This is a genomic window from Chryseobacterium sp. SSA4.19 (assembly GCF_022601875.1).
Taxonomy (GTDB): Bacteria; Bacteroidota; Bacteroidia; order Flavobacteriales; family Weeksellaceae; genus Chryseobacterium.
On the sequence record NZ_JAKVIP010000017.1, the window covers coordinates 33,141 to 50,555 of the forward strand.

Genomic DNA, 17,415 nt, shown 5'->3' on the forward strand with positions numbered 1-17,415 from the left:
CCGGATCTGTAAGTCTGCAGGCGGCACCAAGAATGTTTCTCGATTTTCATATTACCATAATGCCATGGTATAAAAATTTTTCGTTGCCGAAAGTGTGAATAAATTCCTTCCGCTACTTTTTGATTATCCAGACAGACCGCCAGCTTTTAGCATTAATGGAGCCGGACTTTTACGATCTCTCCGTCATTTTTTACTTCAACAAATTCTTCAATCCTGTCTTCATGGTCTACCGAGTATTGTTTCTGCTGATAATAATTGGTTTGGCCTCCATAGCTGTTGTATCCCGTTCCGGTATATTCATTGTAATAGCCATATTTGGTATAGCCCAAAAAACCCTGTAAAAAATAGGTCCCCGGCTTCATCTCAGGAAATGTGAATTCACCGTTGCTATTGGTGATTGCTTCCAGCCTGTAGCGGTAAGCAGCGTTTGAAAGATAAACATACCTTCTTTTTCTTATACTCTCTTTTTCTTTTCTCAGTTCAAACCACTCATTAAAATAGGGAGTCACAGGAAGCAGCACAACTTTAATCTGATTTGCGTAAATACGGTTGCCGCCTTTAATGCCCAAATTATTCTTGGCTTTTGTAAAGGCCACTCCTTTTATAGTTGCTTTTCCTTTGGCCAGCATTTTTTTAGCCAGAAGAGAATCAAAGGCAATTTTTGGATAGTACACTTCTTTCTTATCCTTTCTTTCGGGTTCTTTATACTGTGCAGACAGTGGAATTGCTGCCGTCATCATAAGCCATACTGAAAGAATTATTTTTTTCATAATCATAAAGTAAATACTGTAATTGTGTTGATGTGTTCAGATTAGGTATATACAAAGCTATGGCAAGTCTTCCCAACACGAAATACCGGTTTTCAGGTCTTTTTTTCTACTGGTTTTTCAGTAGTTTTAAATATGGAGCAACTGAAGTGATCGTTCATAAGATTTTTTTGACGGATATTTACAGAAAATTTAGCCTGATATCCACAATATAGATTAACGGCCATAATCAATGAAACATCTTTTATTATTTATCTTTGTATGGTACCCGCTGCACTTGTTTGCCCAACAGCAGATTCCGCTTGACGAAAACCGGTATGTGGACAGCCTGAATCATGTACTTTTATCAAAAAAGGCCGACAGCTCGAAAGCCGATGCCAGCTTTTTACTGACCGACTACTGGAAATTCAAAGACACAACGAAAAGCGGAAATTATCTGGCTATAGGGAAAAAACTGGGAGAAAAATACTCCTATTACAGAGCCCTGTCTTATTTTTATGAAGGACAATATTACTACATCAGGAACCGGAAAAAAGCATCAGCAGCTTTTAAAAAAGCCATTGAAGCATTGGGTCGTTTTAAAGACAGCAAGAGCTACCAAAAACTCTCCGCTGCCTGGTTTAATTATGGCTTAATGAATAAAGATAAAGAAGGATATGATTTTGTTACGAAGATTATCCTTGAAAAAGCAATTCCATATGCTGAAAAAGCACGCAGCCCGATAACAGTTGCGCATTATTATACCCAGCTTTCAACTATTCTGATGAATAATTCCCGGTTTGACAAAGCCATTGACTATAATCAGAAAGCCATTGATATCCTGGAAAAGGCAGATCCTAAATCCAGCACGATGCTATTTGCTTATTTAAGCGGTGTAAGCATTTATTGCTATAAGAATGAGCCTGAAAAAGCATGGCCTCTTCTCCGGCAGGCTAAAAACATCTTACAGCCTTTTCCAGGATCCTTGAATAATACCCTGTATTACTATAATGAAACTTTGTATTATATTACTTCAGGGGCCTTGACAAAGGCAATCGTTAGCGCAGAAAAAGGAGCTTTGCTCGCCAGGAAATATCATCAGCAACAGCTTCACCAACAATTTTTATTTCGGCAGAATGAAATTTACAGGCAACAGAAAAAATATAATAAAGCCAGACAGCTGCTTCTTCAAATAGTGAGCGAAAAAACACTTACTAAAGATATCAATGATAAAGCTGCCATTTATGGTGAACTGGCTAAGACAAGCGAAAAGCTAAAAGATTACAAAGACGCCTACCAATGGCTGAGCAGGTACCGTATGGTGAGTGACAGCATTAACAACAGTCAGACCAAACTGAAAATCAGCGAACTGGAAACCAAATTCAGAACGGTAAAGAATGATCAAAAAATTACTGCTCTGCAGGCAGAGAACAGACAGGCAGCTTTGAATGCTGAAAATAACCGACTGAACAGCTGGTTTTTAGGTCTTGGATGTATTTTTCTTCTTGCTATAATTGGCTTTATCTTTCTCAATGCACGCAGCAACCGAAAACTGGCCCGACAACGAGAGATCAATTATCATCATCAGCTTAGCGAAATGGAACAAAAGCAACAGCTGAAAATAGCCAAAGCCATGCTGGATGGTGAAGAACTTGAACGGGAACGGGTAGCCCGCGACCTTCATGACGGACTGGGCGGCATGCTGGCCGGAGTAAAAATCAACCTTTCCGGCTGGGCAAATGCACATCCTGATATTTTGGAAGACAGAGACTTCAAAAGAACCGTTGACCAGCTCGACGCTTCTGTTACCGAATTGAGGCGTATTGCCCGCAACATGGTTCCTGATACATTGCTGAAGTTCGGACTAGAGACGGCTTTAAAAGATCTTTGTGAGTTTTACATGCGGGAAGGACTTCAGATTTCCTGCGAATCATTTAATATCCAAAAGAATATCCCGCTTAATGTACAGCTGAATATCTACCGGATCATTCAGGAACTGATTTCCAATTCAATCCGCCATTCACAGGCAGAGAATATACTGATGCAGTGCAGCCAGAATGAAGATATAATTTTTATTACTTTCGAGGATGACGGGCGTGGATTTGATCCTGAACTGCTCAGTGAAAATAAAGGAATGGGAATCAATAATCTTAAAAACCGCATCGCTTATCTTCAGGGACAATTTGAGCTTTTGTCTGCTCCTGGTGAAGGAACAACCGTTAATATTGAACTTAATACCATTACTACAGATGAATAAATTACGTACCGTTATTGTGGATGATCATCCTATTGTGATTGAAGGGTTAAAAAATCTGCTTTCCAATGAAGAGAATATCCAGATCGTAGGTTCATGTTATAACGGACAGGATTTGCTGTCCTATCTTAAATATCATCCTGTGGACCTGATTTTACTGGATATCACCTTACCTGATATTAACGGTATGGAGCTGTGCAAGCTGATCAAAGCACAATCCGTAGAGACTATTATTTTAATCTTAAGCAATCATACGGAAAGAAGCATTATTTTACAAACCATCCAGAATGGAGCCAGCGGTTATCTGTTAAAAAACAGCGCACTTGCAGAATTGAGGCACTGCATCGCAGAAGCTTTAAAGGGCAATATCTGTTATAGCCGTGAAGTAGTTGAAATTATAAGCCGTCCTTCTAAAAACGGGTCTTTGGCATTACCGAAACTTACCCGCAGAGAACAGCAGATTTTAGCCTTGCTTGCTGAGGGAAAAACAAGCCAGGTGATTGGCCAGGAACTTTTCCTGAGCCCACTTACAGTCGATACCCACAGAAGAAATCTTATCCAGAAATTCCAGGTGAAAAATGTGGCAGAACTGATTATGGCTGCCAATCAACAGAAAATTTTATAAACTTCTTCCTTATTGCTTGGCTAAAATGATCTGTAACAAACAAGTTAAAGATATTATGCCGATGAAGAGTCCATAAAATTCTTTAATACACCTTCAGAATATAAAAAAATCAAAGGTTATTTTGAAAAACCGGTCTTAAAAAACCTGTATCATTCAGAATAACCTTTGTAATAATATGCGGGCTAATTAAAATAGTAGCCGTAGTAATTTTCAGCTTAATCTATTTTACGGCTGCTTTCGCTTTCTCAGATTCCATCAAGTGGTGTTCAAGTGTAGGAAGTGTAGTGCTGGCAAAAGATTTTAATGAAGCTTCAGAACCTCCTGATGCCTGTTTTTTAAATTCTGCGATATCTTTTTGGTGGTCAGTTACCATAAGATCGGCATACATACGGTCAAACTCAGCTCCTTTTTTTGCTTTCAGTCCATCGTATTGTTTCTGCTGATCGGCATCTAAAGCGGTAGGCAAAGTATAGCCCGTTGCTGAGGCCCATTTTTTAAGCTCATCATTAGCTTTACCGTGATCTTTAACCATCATTTGTCCTAGCGATTTCACAGTTGCATTTGTTGCATTTGTTGCTGCAAGCTGCCCCATCATAACTTCCATGATTCCTCCTTTTGCTGCCGCATCTGCAAATTTCTTATCCTGATCGCTTAAAGCGGTTTTTGTATCAGTTGTTGTAGCCGGAACAGCGGTGGAATCATTGTTCATCATCCCGGAATCAGCGGCAGGTGCCGTCATTGCCGAACTGTCTGCAGACTTATCAACATCTGTGGTTTCATTCTTTTTACATGCTACCATAGAAGCAACTGCTAAAATGGCTAAAATTGAATTTTTCATACTATAATTTAAAATGGTTAAAAAAATAAACAGCAATATTATTTTGCTCAATCTACCTGTAACAATTTATCTGCCAAAATGTAATAAATCAGCTTATTCTTCATATTATTATTGAAAAATAGAATATAACAGCAGAATATTAATAGTGTATATAAAATCAGGAATGTACTTAAGATGATTATTTAAAAAAAGTGAATAAATATGATACGTTTTGATGTTCAAACTTTGTATTTAAATTTCATATCGCTTTCCGCTCATCCCTTACTTTATCAAGTTCAAGTTTCAGACAACCCAATATGAATTCACTATAATATAACTGGGCTTTTATGGGTATTGTACGGGAATGCAGATCAAGCTTTTCCGAAAGAATAATCTTGCCATGGTATGATATGGAAAAGAAAGCGTATAATTTTTGTCTGGATTCTTTTACAGGAAGAGCATATCCCGTTACTGCAACCGACCAGTCGCTTTTAAACTTTTTTTCAACCGCAAGCGCCATTTCTTCAGCAGTATCCGGTGATACCGAATGGCAAAAAAGCACTTCATTTTCAAGGTTATCAGAAAGACTGATGTTATCATCAGCTGTATACACAGTCATTCCGCCTTTAAAAAATTCAGAGGCATTTTTAATCTGTGAAAATGAAAACTGTAAAAATCCTGAAGTTACATTTTCAGCAATAGAAACCGTTTCATTGATCTCTGTCAGTTGCTCCCCTATATATTTCAACAGGTTTTGAAGCTCAACAAGAAAATGGATGAACGATTTTACGTTCAGCTGTTCAATGGTCAGATCAATTTTTGAAGATTTTAAAATCATAAAAACGGTTTTTCCTTTTCATTTAAATCTTTCACTCGACTGGTTCTATTTTGAGATCCTGGAAGTTTTATTATTGCCAAACTTCTGTAAAAGAGGGAGGTAATTTTATACCTGCAGTACGCATCATCTAAAATCAAGCCAATATAGAAGCCATGTGTCTAATATAGGAATTCAGGAATACATAAATAATTTTAAGCAGGTATTTTTGATAATCGGACAATTAGATTTTCGAGACAAGTCAGAAGTGAAAAACATATCGGAAAAATCAACATTTTACCTCACACTAAAAATCACAATAAAGTGGAGTTATTCTATAATTCCAGTTGTTACCATATAACAAATCACTATTAAATTTGGAATTTTATTGTCTAATATGAAACTTAGATCCTATCTTTTTTATCAGATTGCACTATTGTTTTGTTTGCATTAGTAAATCAATAAAAAAGTACATTTAAAGCCATTAAACCTATTTTTAAGCTCTATAAAGCCCATACCACATTTAAATTAATAAAAATAAAATTAAATTCAGTCTCTCATTTTAAAGCTTTGTCCCCATAAACAGGAAGGTTCAGCGTAAAGATGTAGATCTTGTAAAAATATTTTTTTAAATAAAAATTATATTTATAAAAAAATATAGTAAAAAGTAGAGTTATTTATGTATCTTTGCAACTGATTCTCATGTTTAATTTGAGTTTTCATGGTTATTAGTTTTTATCCTCGGGACATCCCGGGGATTTTGTTTTTATAATATTCATTGCTAATTCCAATGTAAAAGCTACCTTCAGATCTACTGCGTATTCTGCCTGCTCAAGTATGTTATTAAAGATTAGACTTAGTAGAACCGTTGTTTCTCATTTTAACTTATATACATATCCAGGAAAAGCTAAATTATATCAGAATCTGATGATGATCATACCTTTACGATTTTTCTGGCAACCCAGTATAAAAAAGTAAATAATAATGCTGCACACAATATAATAATCCACCAGTCCGGTAGCACCCAAAGAATAAAATATGTTAAAGAATTAATTACATATGCGATTATATTGTCTGAAATATAAATTTTTCGGAAAGCACTATCTTTAACTCCTAACAGATAAACAATTAAGGAGAGAAGTGTAAGATTTAAAACAAATATTTTAAAATATACATTTTTCATCATCTGTTTACATTTTGAATACAAATAGTATAGGTAAAATAAGCAATTTCAGATTGCAAATCATTACAGCCTGGAATTAAAAAGCATATACACAGTTTGAAACGGGAATCACCATTTTCTACTACAAATGATTTGCTCCAATATTTGAGTATTTGAAAAGTGTGCCCCTGCATTTACCATTTTACAAAACTGACTGTTAATCAGTTTAAAAAGAGGGTATCCTAAAGTAAGAAAACCTCTTGAAAACGGATATTTGAACATACTTCCTGTATGGGGTACGAATAAAATCACCAAAAAAGAGAGTGTCCAAACTTTTGGACACTCTCCGGTTTATCAGAATTGCATCTCAGGGATCTCACCTTCGATGATCAGATCGGCTTCTGTAGATTGTATGATATGTTCTACGGAAACACCCGGCGCTCTTTCCACAAGCCTGAAACCTGCCGGTGTTACATCCAGGACAGCCAATTCCGTAACGACTCTTTTGACACAATTGACTCCGGTTAGGGGAAGCGTACATTTTTTAAGAATTTTGCTTTCTCCGGCTTTATTAACATGCATCATGGCCACGATAATGTTTTCTGCAGAAGCCACAAGATCCATCGCACCCCCCATTCCTTTAACCATTTTCCCCGGAATTTTCCAGTTGGCGATATCTCCGTTTTCTGAGACCTCCATTGCTCCGAGAATGGTAAGATCTACTTTCTGGCCACGGATCATCCCGAAGCTGAATGCAGAATCAAAAAATGAACCTCCAGGCAGAATGGTGATGGTCTGCTTCCCGGCATTAATGATGTCAGCATCCTCTTCCCCTTCAAAAGGAAAAGGCCCCATTCCCAAAACTCCGTTCTCGCTCTGGAATTCTACGGAGAAATTGTCGGGAACATAATTGGCTACCAAGGTCGGAATTCCTATTCCCAGATTTACATAATATCCGTCTTTCACTTCTCTGGAAATACGTTTTGCTATATCTTCTTTACTTAACATATTTTTAATTTAGAAAATTTGACAACAGGCCAAGTTTACAACGGCCAGTTATGTGTTTATTTTGAAATAATTGTCAAAACCGAAACTATTTTTCAATCTGATCTTTGCTTCTTACGGTTCTCTGTTCAATCCTTTTTTCAAATTTCTCACCCTGGAAAATTCTCTGGATCATAATTCCGGGAATGTGAATCTGGTTGGGATCCAGTTCGCCCGGAGCTACCAGTTCCTCCACTTCTGCGATAGTGATTTTTCCCGCACCAGCCATCGGATGGTTAAAATTTCTTGCCGATCCTTTAAAAATAAGGTTTCCTGCATGATCGCCTTTCCAAGCTTTTACAATAGAAAACTCTGCTTTGAATGCATGCTCCAGGATATGCGGTTTTCCGTCGAATTCTTTTACTTCTTTCCCTTCTGCCACTTCAGTTCCGAAACCCGCCGGTGTGTAAAAGGCCGGAATTCCTGCCTGCGCCGCTCTGCATTTTTCCGCCAGCGTTCCCTGTGGAGTCAGTTCTACTTCCAGTTCTCCGGAAAGCATCTGTCTTTCAAACTCTGCATTTTCCCCTACATAAGAAGAAATCATTTTTTTTATCTGTCTTTTCTGAAGCAATAATCCTAAACCGAAATCATCGACTCCCGCATTGTTTGAAATACACGTAAGATATTTTACATTGCTATCCACCAATGCATTAATTGAATTTTCAGGGATGCCGCAAAGTCCAAATCCTCCTAACATCAATGTCATTCCATCTTTAATTCCTTCAATGGCTTCCTTTGCATTTTTTACTCTTTTATCTATCATGAAATATCAGATTTTTCTGTTGGCCTAATTTAATACTTTTTCTTTATTCGGAAGAACTGAGAACCATTTTGACAGGATAAAATTTCTATTTTTAAAATGCTGCTGTATTTAATCTGTATTTAAGCAGCTGATACCGCCCTACCATATGATGGTCTGAATTTTGGTTACTGCATGTAATACCAATATCACAATTAAATAGAATATTATGGAAACGAAAGACATTTCAAGAATTGCTCTCGGTGCATTTCTTATTACGGCAGGGATAGGACACCTCACTTTTGCAAGAAAAGAATTTCAGGCCCAAGTCCCGGAATGGGTACCGCTGGAAAAAGATGATACTGTAGTGTATTCGGGAGTTGCAGAAATTGCATTAGGTACAGCCATTATTGTTACACCAAAAAAGTACAGGAAGACGATGGGGAAAATTGTAGCAGGATTTTTTGCCGCCGTTCTTCCGGGAAACATTGCCCAATATAAAAACAGACGAGATTCATTTGGCCTGAATACTGATAACCAGAGGTTTGCCAGGCTTTTCATGCAGGCACCTCTTATTGTCTGGGCGTTAAAATCCACAGATGATTAATTCATGATAAACAGAGAGCCGGAACATTAATGTTCCGGCTCTCTGTTTAATTAGCCTGTACCAAGTTTTCATTACTGAATAATCAGTTTCAGTGTAAATAACTTTCTGGTATGCACTTTTACGAAATAGACTCCTTTCGGAAGGTTTTCGTTAACCAGAGAAAAACGCTGATTGTTAATATTTTTAGATTCATATAATAAATCTCCATTGGCTGACAGCAATTCTATTTTTTCAATCGGGTAATCGCTTTTGATGAACGTAGGCTCGCCCGGCTTGCTTGGATTCGGATATAGAACCACATTTTTTTCTGTATTTTTAACCTCTCCCGTTCCCAGTGAAGTCCCTGAAACCTGAAACTGAACCCTGTTTGAAACTTCCGTATAAGAATCATTGGTAAACATCACCATGTAATAATTACCCGGCGTTGCAGGTACTGCGGTTCCCTGGATTGTTTTGGTACCCTGTGTAACGCCGTCAAAATAAGTGTACGAAACAAAATTATCATCCGGTGTTGCAACACTCTGAGGATAGATCCCGAGCCAGTCTTTAATAATCCCCGGAGAATCCGTCCAGGAAGCCGTAATGTTTTCACCTAATGTGTAAACAGGCTTGTTGGTCCAAAGTTCGGTAACAATGTCGCCCACTTTAAAGAAAACCTTTTCACCCACTGTGGTATAGCCATCCTCAAGAAAATATTGAGCATAATAATAGCCTTTCGGAAGTCCTGTAAAATTAAGTGTTCCTGAAGCCGTGGAAACATAGCTCCATTTTACGGAAGGCGTAGGTCCCGGAACCTGTCCCATTTTATAAATCCCGATCCAGTCTTTTGTTAAGTTAGGACCATTATTGAAATTAACAACTACGGTTCCGCCAACAGGATAAGCATCTGCGGATGTATTTAAAACAACTTTGGGGCCTACATAAAAACTTTTTTTAGGAGCAATATCCGTATACCCGTTATCGGCAAAAAAACCGGCAAAATACTGACCTTTATTTGGCAATCCGTTGTTAAATGTAACTGTCCCGGAGGTTTGTCCGTTGGTATACACATATGCCTGCGAAGTGACAGAAGCCGGATTTTGACCTTTTTTGTATAATCCTACCCAATCCTGATTATTTCCGGGGCCATCTGTAAAATTCGCTACAATAGACTCGTTTTGTGCATATTCTGTTTTATTTAAAGTAAAAGAAGGGTTAGAAACCACACTTCCGGTTATTTCAAACTGCTTGGCATCGCTCCAGTCACTCCATTCCAGATTCCTGTCCCTGTATCTAACTTTTACATAATATATTCCATTGGTAATGGAATTGGCTGCAATATCTGCCTTTGTAATATCAATGTTTGCATTCAGGTTTTTTGTCATATCTGGGGTTCCGTTTCCGTCTTTTCCGAACCAGTTTTCATAATCACGGTAAAATTCCTTTTCAATGATAGAAAAGTCTGCCGCCTTGCTGATTAAAAATTGCGTGGTATTTAATAATTCTCCGGCTGTTGTTGAAAAGCTACTGCCGTTTAACGTTAAAGGCAAAGTAACCGGAGCTGTAAAAGTATTGGTAATGGACGGTTTAGCAGGTTTCGGCTGATTTTTATACCGGTGAAAAGTATCAACCAGTTCATTATACTTTTTATGGTAAATTCCTCCTATTGAATAGGATTCAATATCAACTTTTCCGGTATTGACATCCACTTCAACAATCTGGTACGTCCAGTCAGTCAATGTTTTTTGGACATCATCGAAATCCTGTTCATTGGACATCCCCCAATATTGATCCCAGGCAGTTCCACCGGAAATAATCTGATAGTTCGGACTGTCCTTTAACTGACCTCTGTGGTACAAATGATGATGTGCGCCTACATGCATTAAATATTTATTGGAAGTCGTTAATAACGGCACTGCGGTATTTCTTACCCAGGTCGAAATATCTCCTACATATTGCTCTGCCTGATAAGGCCTGTGACTTAATGAAATAATCCAATCTACCGTAGGATCATTATTCGCCTCATTTAAAATCTGCTGAAGCCAGGTTTGCTGAGCGGCGCCTGTATGCTCTGAACTTAAACTTACAAATAAAACATTTCCGGCCTGCTGGGCATAATAATTCTCATTTCCTGAAGAGATGTTCTTATATTTGATTTCATCGATGTAGAAATGGGCGTAGTATGAATTCATTCCCAATGTCCCGTAGGTTTCGTGGTTCCCAACAGTTGTCTGGATCGGAAGATAAGGTGAAAGTTTGATATTCTTCTTAAAGTGTACATTTTCATAATGATCCAGCGTTCCCACATCTACCTGATCTCCAACCATAAATGTGAGAGCAATATTGTCGGAAGGATCAGAGTTTACACCAAATTTTTCCTTTAATTTTTTATAAGCATTCAGGGTAAGGGTATCATACCTCGGTTCTGCCTTAATCTGGTTATCTCCCATAATCAGAAAACGGATTTTTCCGTTTGCTGTTGCTGCCTGTCCCGGCAAAGGAAGTGTACGGAAGTTGTACACTGCAGATTCGTTGGCACCTGTTTTAATCTTATAATAATATTTTGTATTCGGCAGCAAACTGGTGATTTTTGCCGTGTGATAATAATAGTTATTATTATATCCTGTATCTGAAAAAATATTGGTCGTGCCGGTAACAGTAACGTTTAAATTTGTTGGCGAAGTTCCATAGGTTACCGTGGTTTCATTATTGGAAGACGTTTTCCAGTTGACAATCATGGAATTGGGTGTCGGGTTTTGCAAATAAGGAAACAAAGCCTGCCCAAATGCCATCTGGACGACAAGAAAGAAAAGAAAGAAGTAATGTTTCATAAATTTCAGTTTTAAGTTGTGTGTATTTTAAAAGGTGAATTAAACAGTAAAATGCCTGGACCGGCCGTTTTTTATTATCGGGCAAAAGTAAAATTGGCATATAAACTGAGCTTCATGATAACTTAAAGAAAATGTTAATTTTCATTTGAAATTTCATCTCAAATTTTATCATTTTTAACAAACAATTGTTTTGAATATTTAAAAAGTCTTCATATATTTGCAACCTGTTATTCAACCTCTGACGAAGTCCGTGTAAGTTGCTTAGCCTAAACATTTTATTTATTAATAATGGATTTATTAAAGTACGTACAAGACAAGTACATTACAAAAAAAGAATTCCCTGAATTCAAAGCTGGTGATACCATCACTGTATATTACGAGATTAAGGAAGGTCAAAAAACAAGAACTCAGTTCTTCAAAGGTACCGTTATCCAGTTAAGAGGTAGCGGATCTACAAAAACTTTCACCATCAGAAAAATGTCTGGTGATGTAGGAGTAGAAAGAGTTTTCCCTATTAACATGCCGGCCCTTCAAAAAATTGAAGTTGACAGAAGAGGTAGAGTTAGAAGATCAAGAATCTATTACTTCAGAGATCTTAGAGGTAAAAAAGCGAGAATTAAAGACGCTGCTTACAAGAAAAAATAATTCAGACAACAATACATACGAAAGAGACTGTTCATATTTTGAGCAGTCTCTTTTATATTTTCAGAAGCTGTTTCCCGCTTTCCGCTGCAATCTTTTTTTTCAAAAAAGGATTTACACTGCAATCGGGGCTAGGAACTCAATCACTATTCTAAATAAATATCGATTTAAATCTATCCTATTTAATAAAATCATATAAAGCATTCCGGAATTGACCATACGCTTCAATATGCGGAAGATGCCCCGTATTTTCAATCTCGACCAATTTTGATCCGGGAATCTGTTGCTGTGTTTTTTTTCCCAATTCCTGATACTGTCCCATTTTAGACTGCAATGCTTTCGGTGCCCTGTCTTTCCCTATTGCCGTTCTGTCTCTTGTTCCTATAATGAGCAAGGTAGGGGTTTTAATATTTTTGAACTCATAACATACCGGCTGGTTATAGATCATATCGGATGTTAAGGCTGCATCCCATGCTATTTTCGGGTAATCGGGATGTAAAGTCCAGCCTGCTATCAAATCCAGCCATGGCTGATATTCAGCTTTCCATTTGTTATCATAATAGAATTTCAACTGATAATTTTTATAGGTCTCAGCGGTATTTTTAAGCTCTGACTGATACGCTTCATCAATGGTCTGATACGCCGCAAAAGTCTTGTAATCCTCCAATCCTATAGGATTTTCCAAAACGAGCTGCTGAACTTTTTCAGGATACAACAGCGTAAATCTGGTCGCTACCATTCCCCCCATAGAATGCCCCAAGATGATGGTTTTATCAATTTTCAGTTCGTCTAAAACTGCTTTTGTATTTTCAGCCAGCTGTGAAAAAGAAAACTGATAATTTTGCGGTTTTGAAGATTTTCCAAATCCGATCTGATCCGGAATAATTACTCTGAATCCTTTTTTTGAAAGATCATCTGCCGTCTGTTTCCAATAAGCCCCATTAAAATTCTTGCCGTGAAGAAGCACTATATTCTTTCCGTTGGATATCTTTGGCTTTACATCCATGTAAGCCATTTTCAGATCATTATTCTGAGATCTCAAACTAATAAAATGCACTTTGTAGGGATATTGATATTGGGTTAGTTCCGCATCTAAGGGTTTTATCTGTGAAAACAATATATTGCTCACGGACAAGGCAATTATCACAACAGCATTTTTTACATATTCCATAAGATTATTTTAGAATATTAAAATTAAAAAAACCGCTTCAAAAAAAACGATTATTCATATTTATTTATTGAAATTCTTAAGATATTTTTTCAGCAATAACCTCTTTTCTGGATGGTAGATTCATAAGAACAATAGCGAAAAGTATCAAAACAATTCCTACCCACTGAATAAATATTACTTTTTCTCCCAACAGGATAAAAGCCATCGTTACAGAAACCGGAAGCTCCAGTGAGGAAACAATACTTCCCAATCCCAATCCTGCGTTTGGGAAACCGATATTAAACAAAACCGGAGGTATTATAGTCCCGAACAAAGCCAGAACAAAACCGTATTTCCATAAAATTGAATACCGGAAAGCATGAATATGCTCCGTATTATCTGTAAAACTTAAATATACTGATTTTAATCCGTCAAAGTGCAAAGGTCCGAGCTGAGCAAAAAACAGAAAGGCAAAGATGACTACAGAACCTCCCGAAAGCATGATGATGCTTTTCCTTAAAACAGGTAAATGCGTAGCTAACGTATTGGAAGTAAACATGGTCATGGTGTAGGAAGCCGCTGCCATCAGTCCCCAGAAAATACCTTTTATATCAAGTGTAATTTCTGTATTGATAAGGTTAGTTGCTAATACAGTTCCTGTTAAAACAATAATTACAGATATGATTTTCCTGATATTCGGAAGCTTTTTAGTAATAAAACTTTCCACCACTACACTGAACCAAACCGACTGCATCAACAGAACGATGGCAATGGACACATTGATATATTGTACTGAAAGGTAATAAAACAGGCTTGTACAGCCGAGTGAAGTCCCTGCCAGCATCAGGTTTTTTATTTCTTTTGAAGTCGGTGAAGGCAGTATTTTTTTTGATGTGATTGTCTGAATGAAATTCAGTATCAAAAGGCCAGTCAATCCCAAGGCAAATTGAGACGTTGTCACTTCGGAAGTGGTATATCCTTCCTGATAAGCGAGCTTGACAAATGTCGCCAACATCCCATAGATACTTGCTCCAATTCCTACAAACAAAACCCCTTTCAGTATGTTCTTCTTCATAATTCTTTTTTTCAGCCTGCAAAGGTACAACATTTTCAATAAGAATTATTTTATACCATATACTTCAAAAAAGAAACCCGGCGCAAGCTTCGCTTGCGCCGGGTTTCTTTTTTGAAGTATATGTAAGTTATTTTTTAATGATCACTTTAGAAGCAGCATCAATTCCAATACCTTTTACTTTCACAATATAGGTTCCGTTGATCAGCTTATCAGTAGAAATGGATTTCTTTCCATCAGGTGAAATTTTGTCTTCAGAAGAAACCAGTTTCCCGGACATATCATAAATCTCAACGCTCGCTTTCCCTAATGTTTCTTCAGGGAAATTAATAAAGAATTCATTCTTCGCCGGATTTGGATAAATTGAAATACTATTTTTCACGACCTTTACTTCATCTGTAGCCAATACACAGTCTGCCGGTACGTTACGGTCCTCCACCTGGTCATTAATATTTGTTTTAGATCCTGCAGATGCATTCACTCCTAGTCCTCTTTTTGCAAAAGTTCTCCAGATCATACAACGGTCTGCGCCTTGTGTTGTCGCTAATTCAGCAGCTAATATTGCATCTCTACCATTAATAAAGGTCGGATTACAAATCTGTAGTTTTAGTGCATCCGTAACCAACTGCAGGACTCTTGAACTTCCATTGGTTGTATTTGCTGTAACATCTGAAGAATATCCATACTTCGCAACATACTGCCAGTGAAGATCCCATAACATAGTAGCCCAGACAAAACCTATTGAATGTACATTTGGAACAATAGCTGTACCATTGTTATATTCCATGCCGTTGGTATTTCCATAAGTAAAACCATTAATTGCAAAATCAGGTGAATATTTTGCAGGCCTGATCCCATCGCCTGTAATTGCCTGACCGGAAGCATAAGTAGCCATTCCTCTAGGAACAGATGCATCGTCACCTGCTTTATTGGTAAGCATTAAAGCGAAGAAGTCTGACCACCCCTCTCCCATCTGCTCTTTATCTGCATTAGAGTTTAAGCAGTTATACCCTGTACCAGTCATTCTATTGGAAATTCCATGTCCATATTCATGAGTAACAATTCCATTGTCAAAACTTCCGTCATATTTTGTATCTGCTCTTAGATTAACATTTACAGTAGTAGCTGCAGCTAATTTAGTTTTGATAAACTCTCCTTCAGCATTGGTAATTAATATTGAAGGTATTGTGATAGTAGGGTCATCACCTCCCATATTACCTAAAGCGGAACCGTTTGCTGTATTGTTATAAATGATTGCCCCAATTGCTCCTGCATTTTGTGCATTTTTGACTTTCACAGCAAAACCACAATTTGCACCGCCACCTCTTTCTATAAGTCCAATTTTACCGTTCATTTCACCAGCGGGTAATGCTATACATCCATCAATAATGCTCGCCAGCTTTACATCTCCATTTACCCCAACATCATTTAAAGTAGGTCCAAACTGTGCCACCCCTGCATTAACAACTCTTGCAACAGCATCAGAAGGTGCGCTATAGAACATTTTACGATTTGAAGCAAGCCATAAATACATTTGCATCACAGGATTGTAATTATCCGGATATGAAGCAAAATTGGCATTATTAAATCCTCCACCATCTTGTGACTGTGCGAAAACCTCATCATCATCTAAACCTCCATTACCAAAATTATTACTTTGGAAATTTCTTGCAGATTCAGTAAATCCAAATTTGTAGAAAATATCATGAACCTTATTACTTATATAGAATAAGTTGGTCGTAGCAGCAGCTAAATTCGTATAAGAAAGTGCTGTTGGATCGTATGGAAAATTGAAATTTCTTGCCGCTCCACCATCCGGAGATACTCCGTAAGTTGCCTCATCATCATCTCTATCATCATAAGCATATACATTGTTCCCTCTTGTAGTAGTATAGTGTGTAGTTACATTAGAGTGCCATCCTTCCGGTGAGGAAGAGAGAATCCAAGGATTGTTTACTACAGCTCTGGAGCCAAATGTAGGTGATTCTATAGGTAGAGGAAATACATTATAGGAAGCATTATCAGGTGATAAAATAACAAGATTGTTATTAATGGCAGGGTAAGCACTTTCATTTTGTGGCAATGGTACCATTATATTTTCACTATGAGCATAAGCTTCATTATGGAAATTACATGAAAGATTTAAATTAAGCTTGCTTAAAATTTTCCCTGTATTGGCATCAACCACTATATTCCAGTGATTCACTGTTTTAGGCTCATGTAAAAGATATTCATAGGCCAGTCTCAGGTTTTGACTTTCATCTGCAGTATAAACCAATCGTTGTTTTGCAGCGGTAAGTTTATCAGTTCCTTTTTCGAAAAAAGCCATGATCGGTAAGGTCGAAATATTTTCAGAACCTAAATCAGCGGCTATCTTCTGTAGTGCTACTTCTTTGGTTATGCCAGCAGTAGTTGAAGTAGATAAGTTATAATCCTTAAAAAAGTTGTCTGAATAATAGACGATTTTATTATCCTTAACCAGTACGGTTCCTACAGAATTATAAACGGGCAATCCGTTATAGGTCTGCTGAAATTTTATTACATTCCCATTCAGCGATTTTGAAGGATCTACATTATCAACAATAAACCCAGTGAGATCGGACTTCTTATATTCCCTGATTTTATTCTGAGAAATATAATCTTTAATCAACTTCTCATTATCTTGTCCGAATAAAATGGAAGGAAATACCGTAGATATTGCAAATACAAGAGGTAAAGCTACTTTTTTCATATACACTAATAAAGCCGCTAATCTACAAATATTTAATAATAAAACAATATTTTATTTGACATTATTTAAAAATAACTCCACTTTATATTGTATAAAAATATTTGCATGAATTTAAGGATTGTAATTTTCTTTTTTAAGTACTACAACCTTAAATACCTTTTTTCAAAAATAAAAAGCCACTCAAATTGAGTGGCTTACTATC

General features: G+C 37.2%; 13 protein-coding genes. 4 read left to right on the forward strand and 9 right to left on the reverse strand.

Going from position 1 to position 17,415, the window contains the following annotated elements; translation table 11 throughout:
• Window positions 1–152 precede the first annotated feature (152 nt).
• Window positions 153–770, reverse strand: coding sequence for a carboxypeptidase-like regulatory domain-containing protein (locus MKJ01_RS12825; protein ID WP_241614490.1), 618 nt, complete (start codon window positions 768–770; stop codon window positions 153–155).
• A gap of 229 nt (window positions 771–999) precedes the next feature.
• Between MKJ01_RS12825 and MKJ01_RS12830 the strand changes: the two genes are divergently transcribed.
• Together MKJ01_RS12830 and MKJ01_RS12835 are read left to right on the forward strand one after the other, a co-directional pair.
• Window positions 1,000–3,003, forward strand: coding sequence for a sensor histidine kinase (locus MKJ01_RS12830; RefSeq protein ID WP_241614491.1), 2,004 nt, complete (start codon window positions 1,000–1,002; stop codon window positions 3,001–3,003).
• Window positions 2,996–3,625 (forward strand): response regulator transcription factor, encoded by a 630-nt coding sequence (locus MKJ01_RS12835; protein WP_241614492.1) that lies wholly within the window; start codon window positions 2,996–2,998, stop codon window positions 3,623–3,625. Before MKJ01_RS12830 ends, MKJ01_RS12835 begins: the two co-directional genes overlap by 8 nt.
• Window positions 3,626–3,845: 220 nt before the next feature.
• Here the strand turns inward: MKJ01_RS12835 and MKJ01_RS12840 are convergent, their stop codons facing one another.
• From MKJ01_RS12840 to MKJ01_RS12855, 4 genes are all read right to left on the reverse strand, one after another.
• On the reverse strand, window positions 3,846–4,463 hold the full coding sequence (locus tag MKJ01_RS12840) for a DUF4142 domain-containing protein (RefSeq protein WP_241614493.1): 618 nt from the start codon (window positions 4,461–4,463) through the stop codon (window positions 3,846–3,848).
• 238 nt (window positions 4,464–4,701) lie between these two features.
• On the reverse strand, window positions 4,702–5,280 hold the full coding sequence (locus MKJ01_RS12845; RefSeq protein WP_241614494.1) for a CinA family protein: 579 nt from the start codon (window positions 5,278–5,280) through the stop codon (window positions 4,702–4,704).
• A 1,492-nt stretch (window positions 5,281–6,772) separates the two neighbouring features.
• A complete protein-coding gene (locus tag MKJ01_RS12850; RefSeq protein WP_241614495.1) occupies window positions 6,773–7,426 on the reverse strand; it encodes a CoA transferase subunit B in 654 nt (217 codons plus the stop codon).
• Between the two features lie 85 nt (window positions 7,427–7,511).
• Complete coding sequence (locus MKJ01_RS12855; RefSeq protein WP_241614496.1) at window positions 7,512–8,225, reverse strand: CoA transferase subunit A; 714 nt, start codon at window positions 8,223–8,225, stop codon at window positions 7,512–7,514.
• Window positions 8,226–8,430: 205 nt separating this feature from the next.
• Between MKJ01_RS12855 and MKJ01_RS12860 the strand changes: the two genes are divergently transcribed.
• Entirely contained in the window at window positions 8,431–8,808 is a 378-nt protein-coding gene (locus tag MKJ01_RS12860; protein ID WP_241614497.1) for a hypothetical protein, read from the forward strand.
• Between the two features lie 71 nt (window positions 8,809–8,879).
• Here MKJ01_RS12860 and MKJ01_RS12865 read toward each other — a convergent pair whose 3' ends face one another.
• Window positions 8,880–11,618: a fibronectin type III domain-containing protein gene (locus tag MKJ01_RS12865; protein WP_241614498.1), complete on the reverse strand. Its 2,739-nt coding sequence runs from the start codon at window positions 11,616–11,618 to the stop codon at window positions 8,880–8,882.
• Between the two features lie 288 nt (window positions 11,619–11,906).
• On the opposite strand from MKJ01_RS12865, the gene rplS reads away from it, so the two are divergent.
• Window positions 11,907–12,263, forward strand: coding sequence for a 50S ribosomal protein L19 (gene rplS / locus MKJ01_RS12870; protein WP_241614499.1), 357 nt, complete (start codon window positions 11,907–11,909; stop codon window positions 12,261–12,263).
• A 175-nt stretch (window positions 12,264–12,438) separates the two neighbouring features.
• Here rplS and MKJ01_RS12875 read toward each other — a convergent pair whose 3' ends face one another.
• From MKJ01_RS12875 to MKJ01_RS12885, 3 genes are all read right to left on the reverse strand, one after another.
• Window positions 12,439–13,431, reverse strand: a complete 993-nt coding sequence (locus MKJ01_RS12875; protein ID WP_241614500.1) for an alpha/beta fold hydrolase — start codon at window positions 13,429–13,431, stop codon at window positions 12,439–12,441.
• Window positions 13,432–13,507: 76 nt separating this feature from the next.
• Window positions 13,508–14,488 carry a DMT family transporter gene (locus MKJ01_RS12880; protein WP_241632637.1) on the reverse strand — a complete coding sequence of 327 codons (981 nt, stop codon included), beginning with the start codon at window positions 14,486–14,488 and terminating at the stop codon, window positions 13,508–13,510.
• Between the two features lie 124 nt (window positions 14,489–14,612).
• Window positions 14,613–17,213 (reverse strand): T9SS-dependent M36 family metallopeptidase, encoded by a 2,601-nt coding sequence (locus MKJ01_RS12885; protein WP_241614502.1) that lies wholly within the window; start codon window positions 17,211–17,213, stop codon window positions 14,613–14,615.
• Window positions 17,214–17,415: the final 202 nt, after the last annotated feature.

Bases quoted from the DNA above. Each gene is read 5' to 3' on its own strand.
- rplS (WP_241614499.1), top strand. From the start codon at position 11,907: ATGGATTTATTAAAGTACGTACAAGACAAGTACATTACAAAAAAAGAA.
- MKJ01_RS12835 (WP_241614492.1), top strand. From the start codon at position 2,996: ATGAATAAATTACGTACCGTTATTGTGGATGATCATCCTATTGTGATT.
- MKJ01_RS12825 (WP_241614490.1), bottom strand. From the start codon at position 770: ATGAAAAAAATAATTCTTTCAGTATGGCTTATGATGACGGCAGCAATT.
- MKJ01_RS12850 (WP_241614495.1), bottom strand. From the start codon at position 7,426: ATGTTAAGTAAAGAAGATATAGCAAAACGTATTTCCAGAGAAGTGAAA.
- MKJ01_RS12845 (WP_241614494.1), bottom strand. From the start codon at position 5,280: ATGATTTTAAAATCTTCAAAAATTGATCTGACCATTGAACAGCTGAAC.
- MKJ01_RS12875 (WP_241614500.1), bottom strand. From the start codon at position 13,431: ATGGAATATGTAAAAAATGCTGTTGTGATAATTGCCTTGTCCGTGAGC.
- MKJ01_RS12830 (WP_241614491.1), top strand. From the start codon at position 1,000: ATGAAACATCTTTTATTATTTATCTTTGTATGGTACCCGCTGCACTTG.
- MKJ01_RS12840 (WP_241614493.1), bottom strand. From the start codon at position 4,463: ATGAAAAATTCAATTTTAGCCATTTTAGCAGTTGCTTCTATGGTAGCA.
- MKJ01_RS12855 (WP_241614496.1), bottom strand. From the start codon at position 8,225: ATGATAGATAAAAGAGTAAAAAATGCAAAGGAAGCCATTGAAGGAATT.
- MKJ01_RS12865 (WP_241614498.1), bottom strand. From the start codon at position 11,618: ATGAAACATTACTTCTTTCTTTTCTTTCTTGTCGTCCAGATGGCATTT.
- MKJ01_RS12860 (WP_241614497.1), top strand. From the start codon at position 8,431: ATGGAAACGAAAGACATTTCAAGAATTGCTCTCGGTGCATTTCTTATT.
- MKJ01_RS12885 (WP_241614502.1), bottom strand. From the start codon at position 17,213: ATGAAAAAAGTAGCTTTACCTCTTGTATTTGCAATATCTACGGTATTT.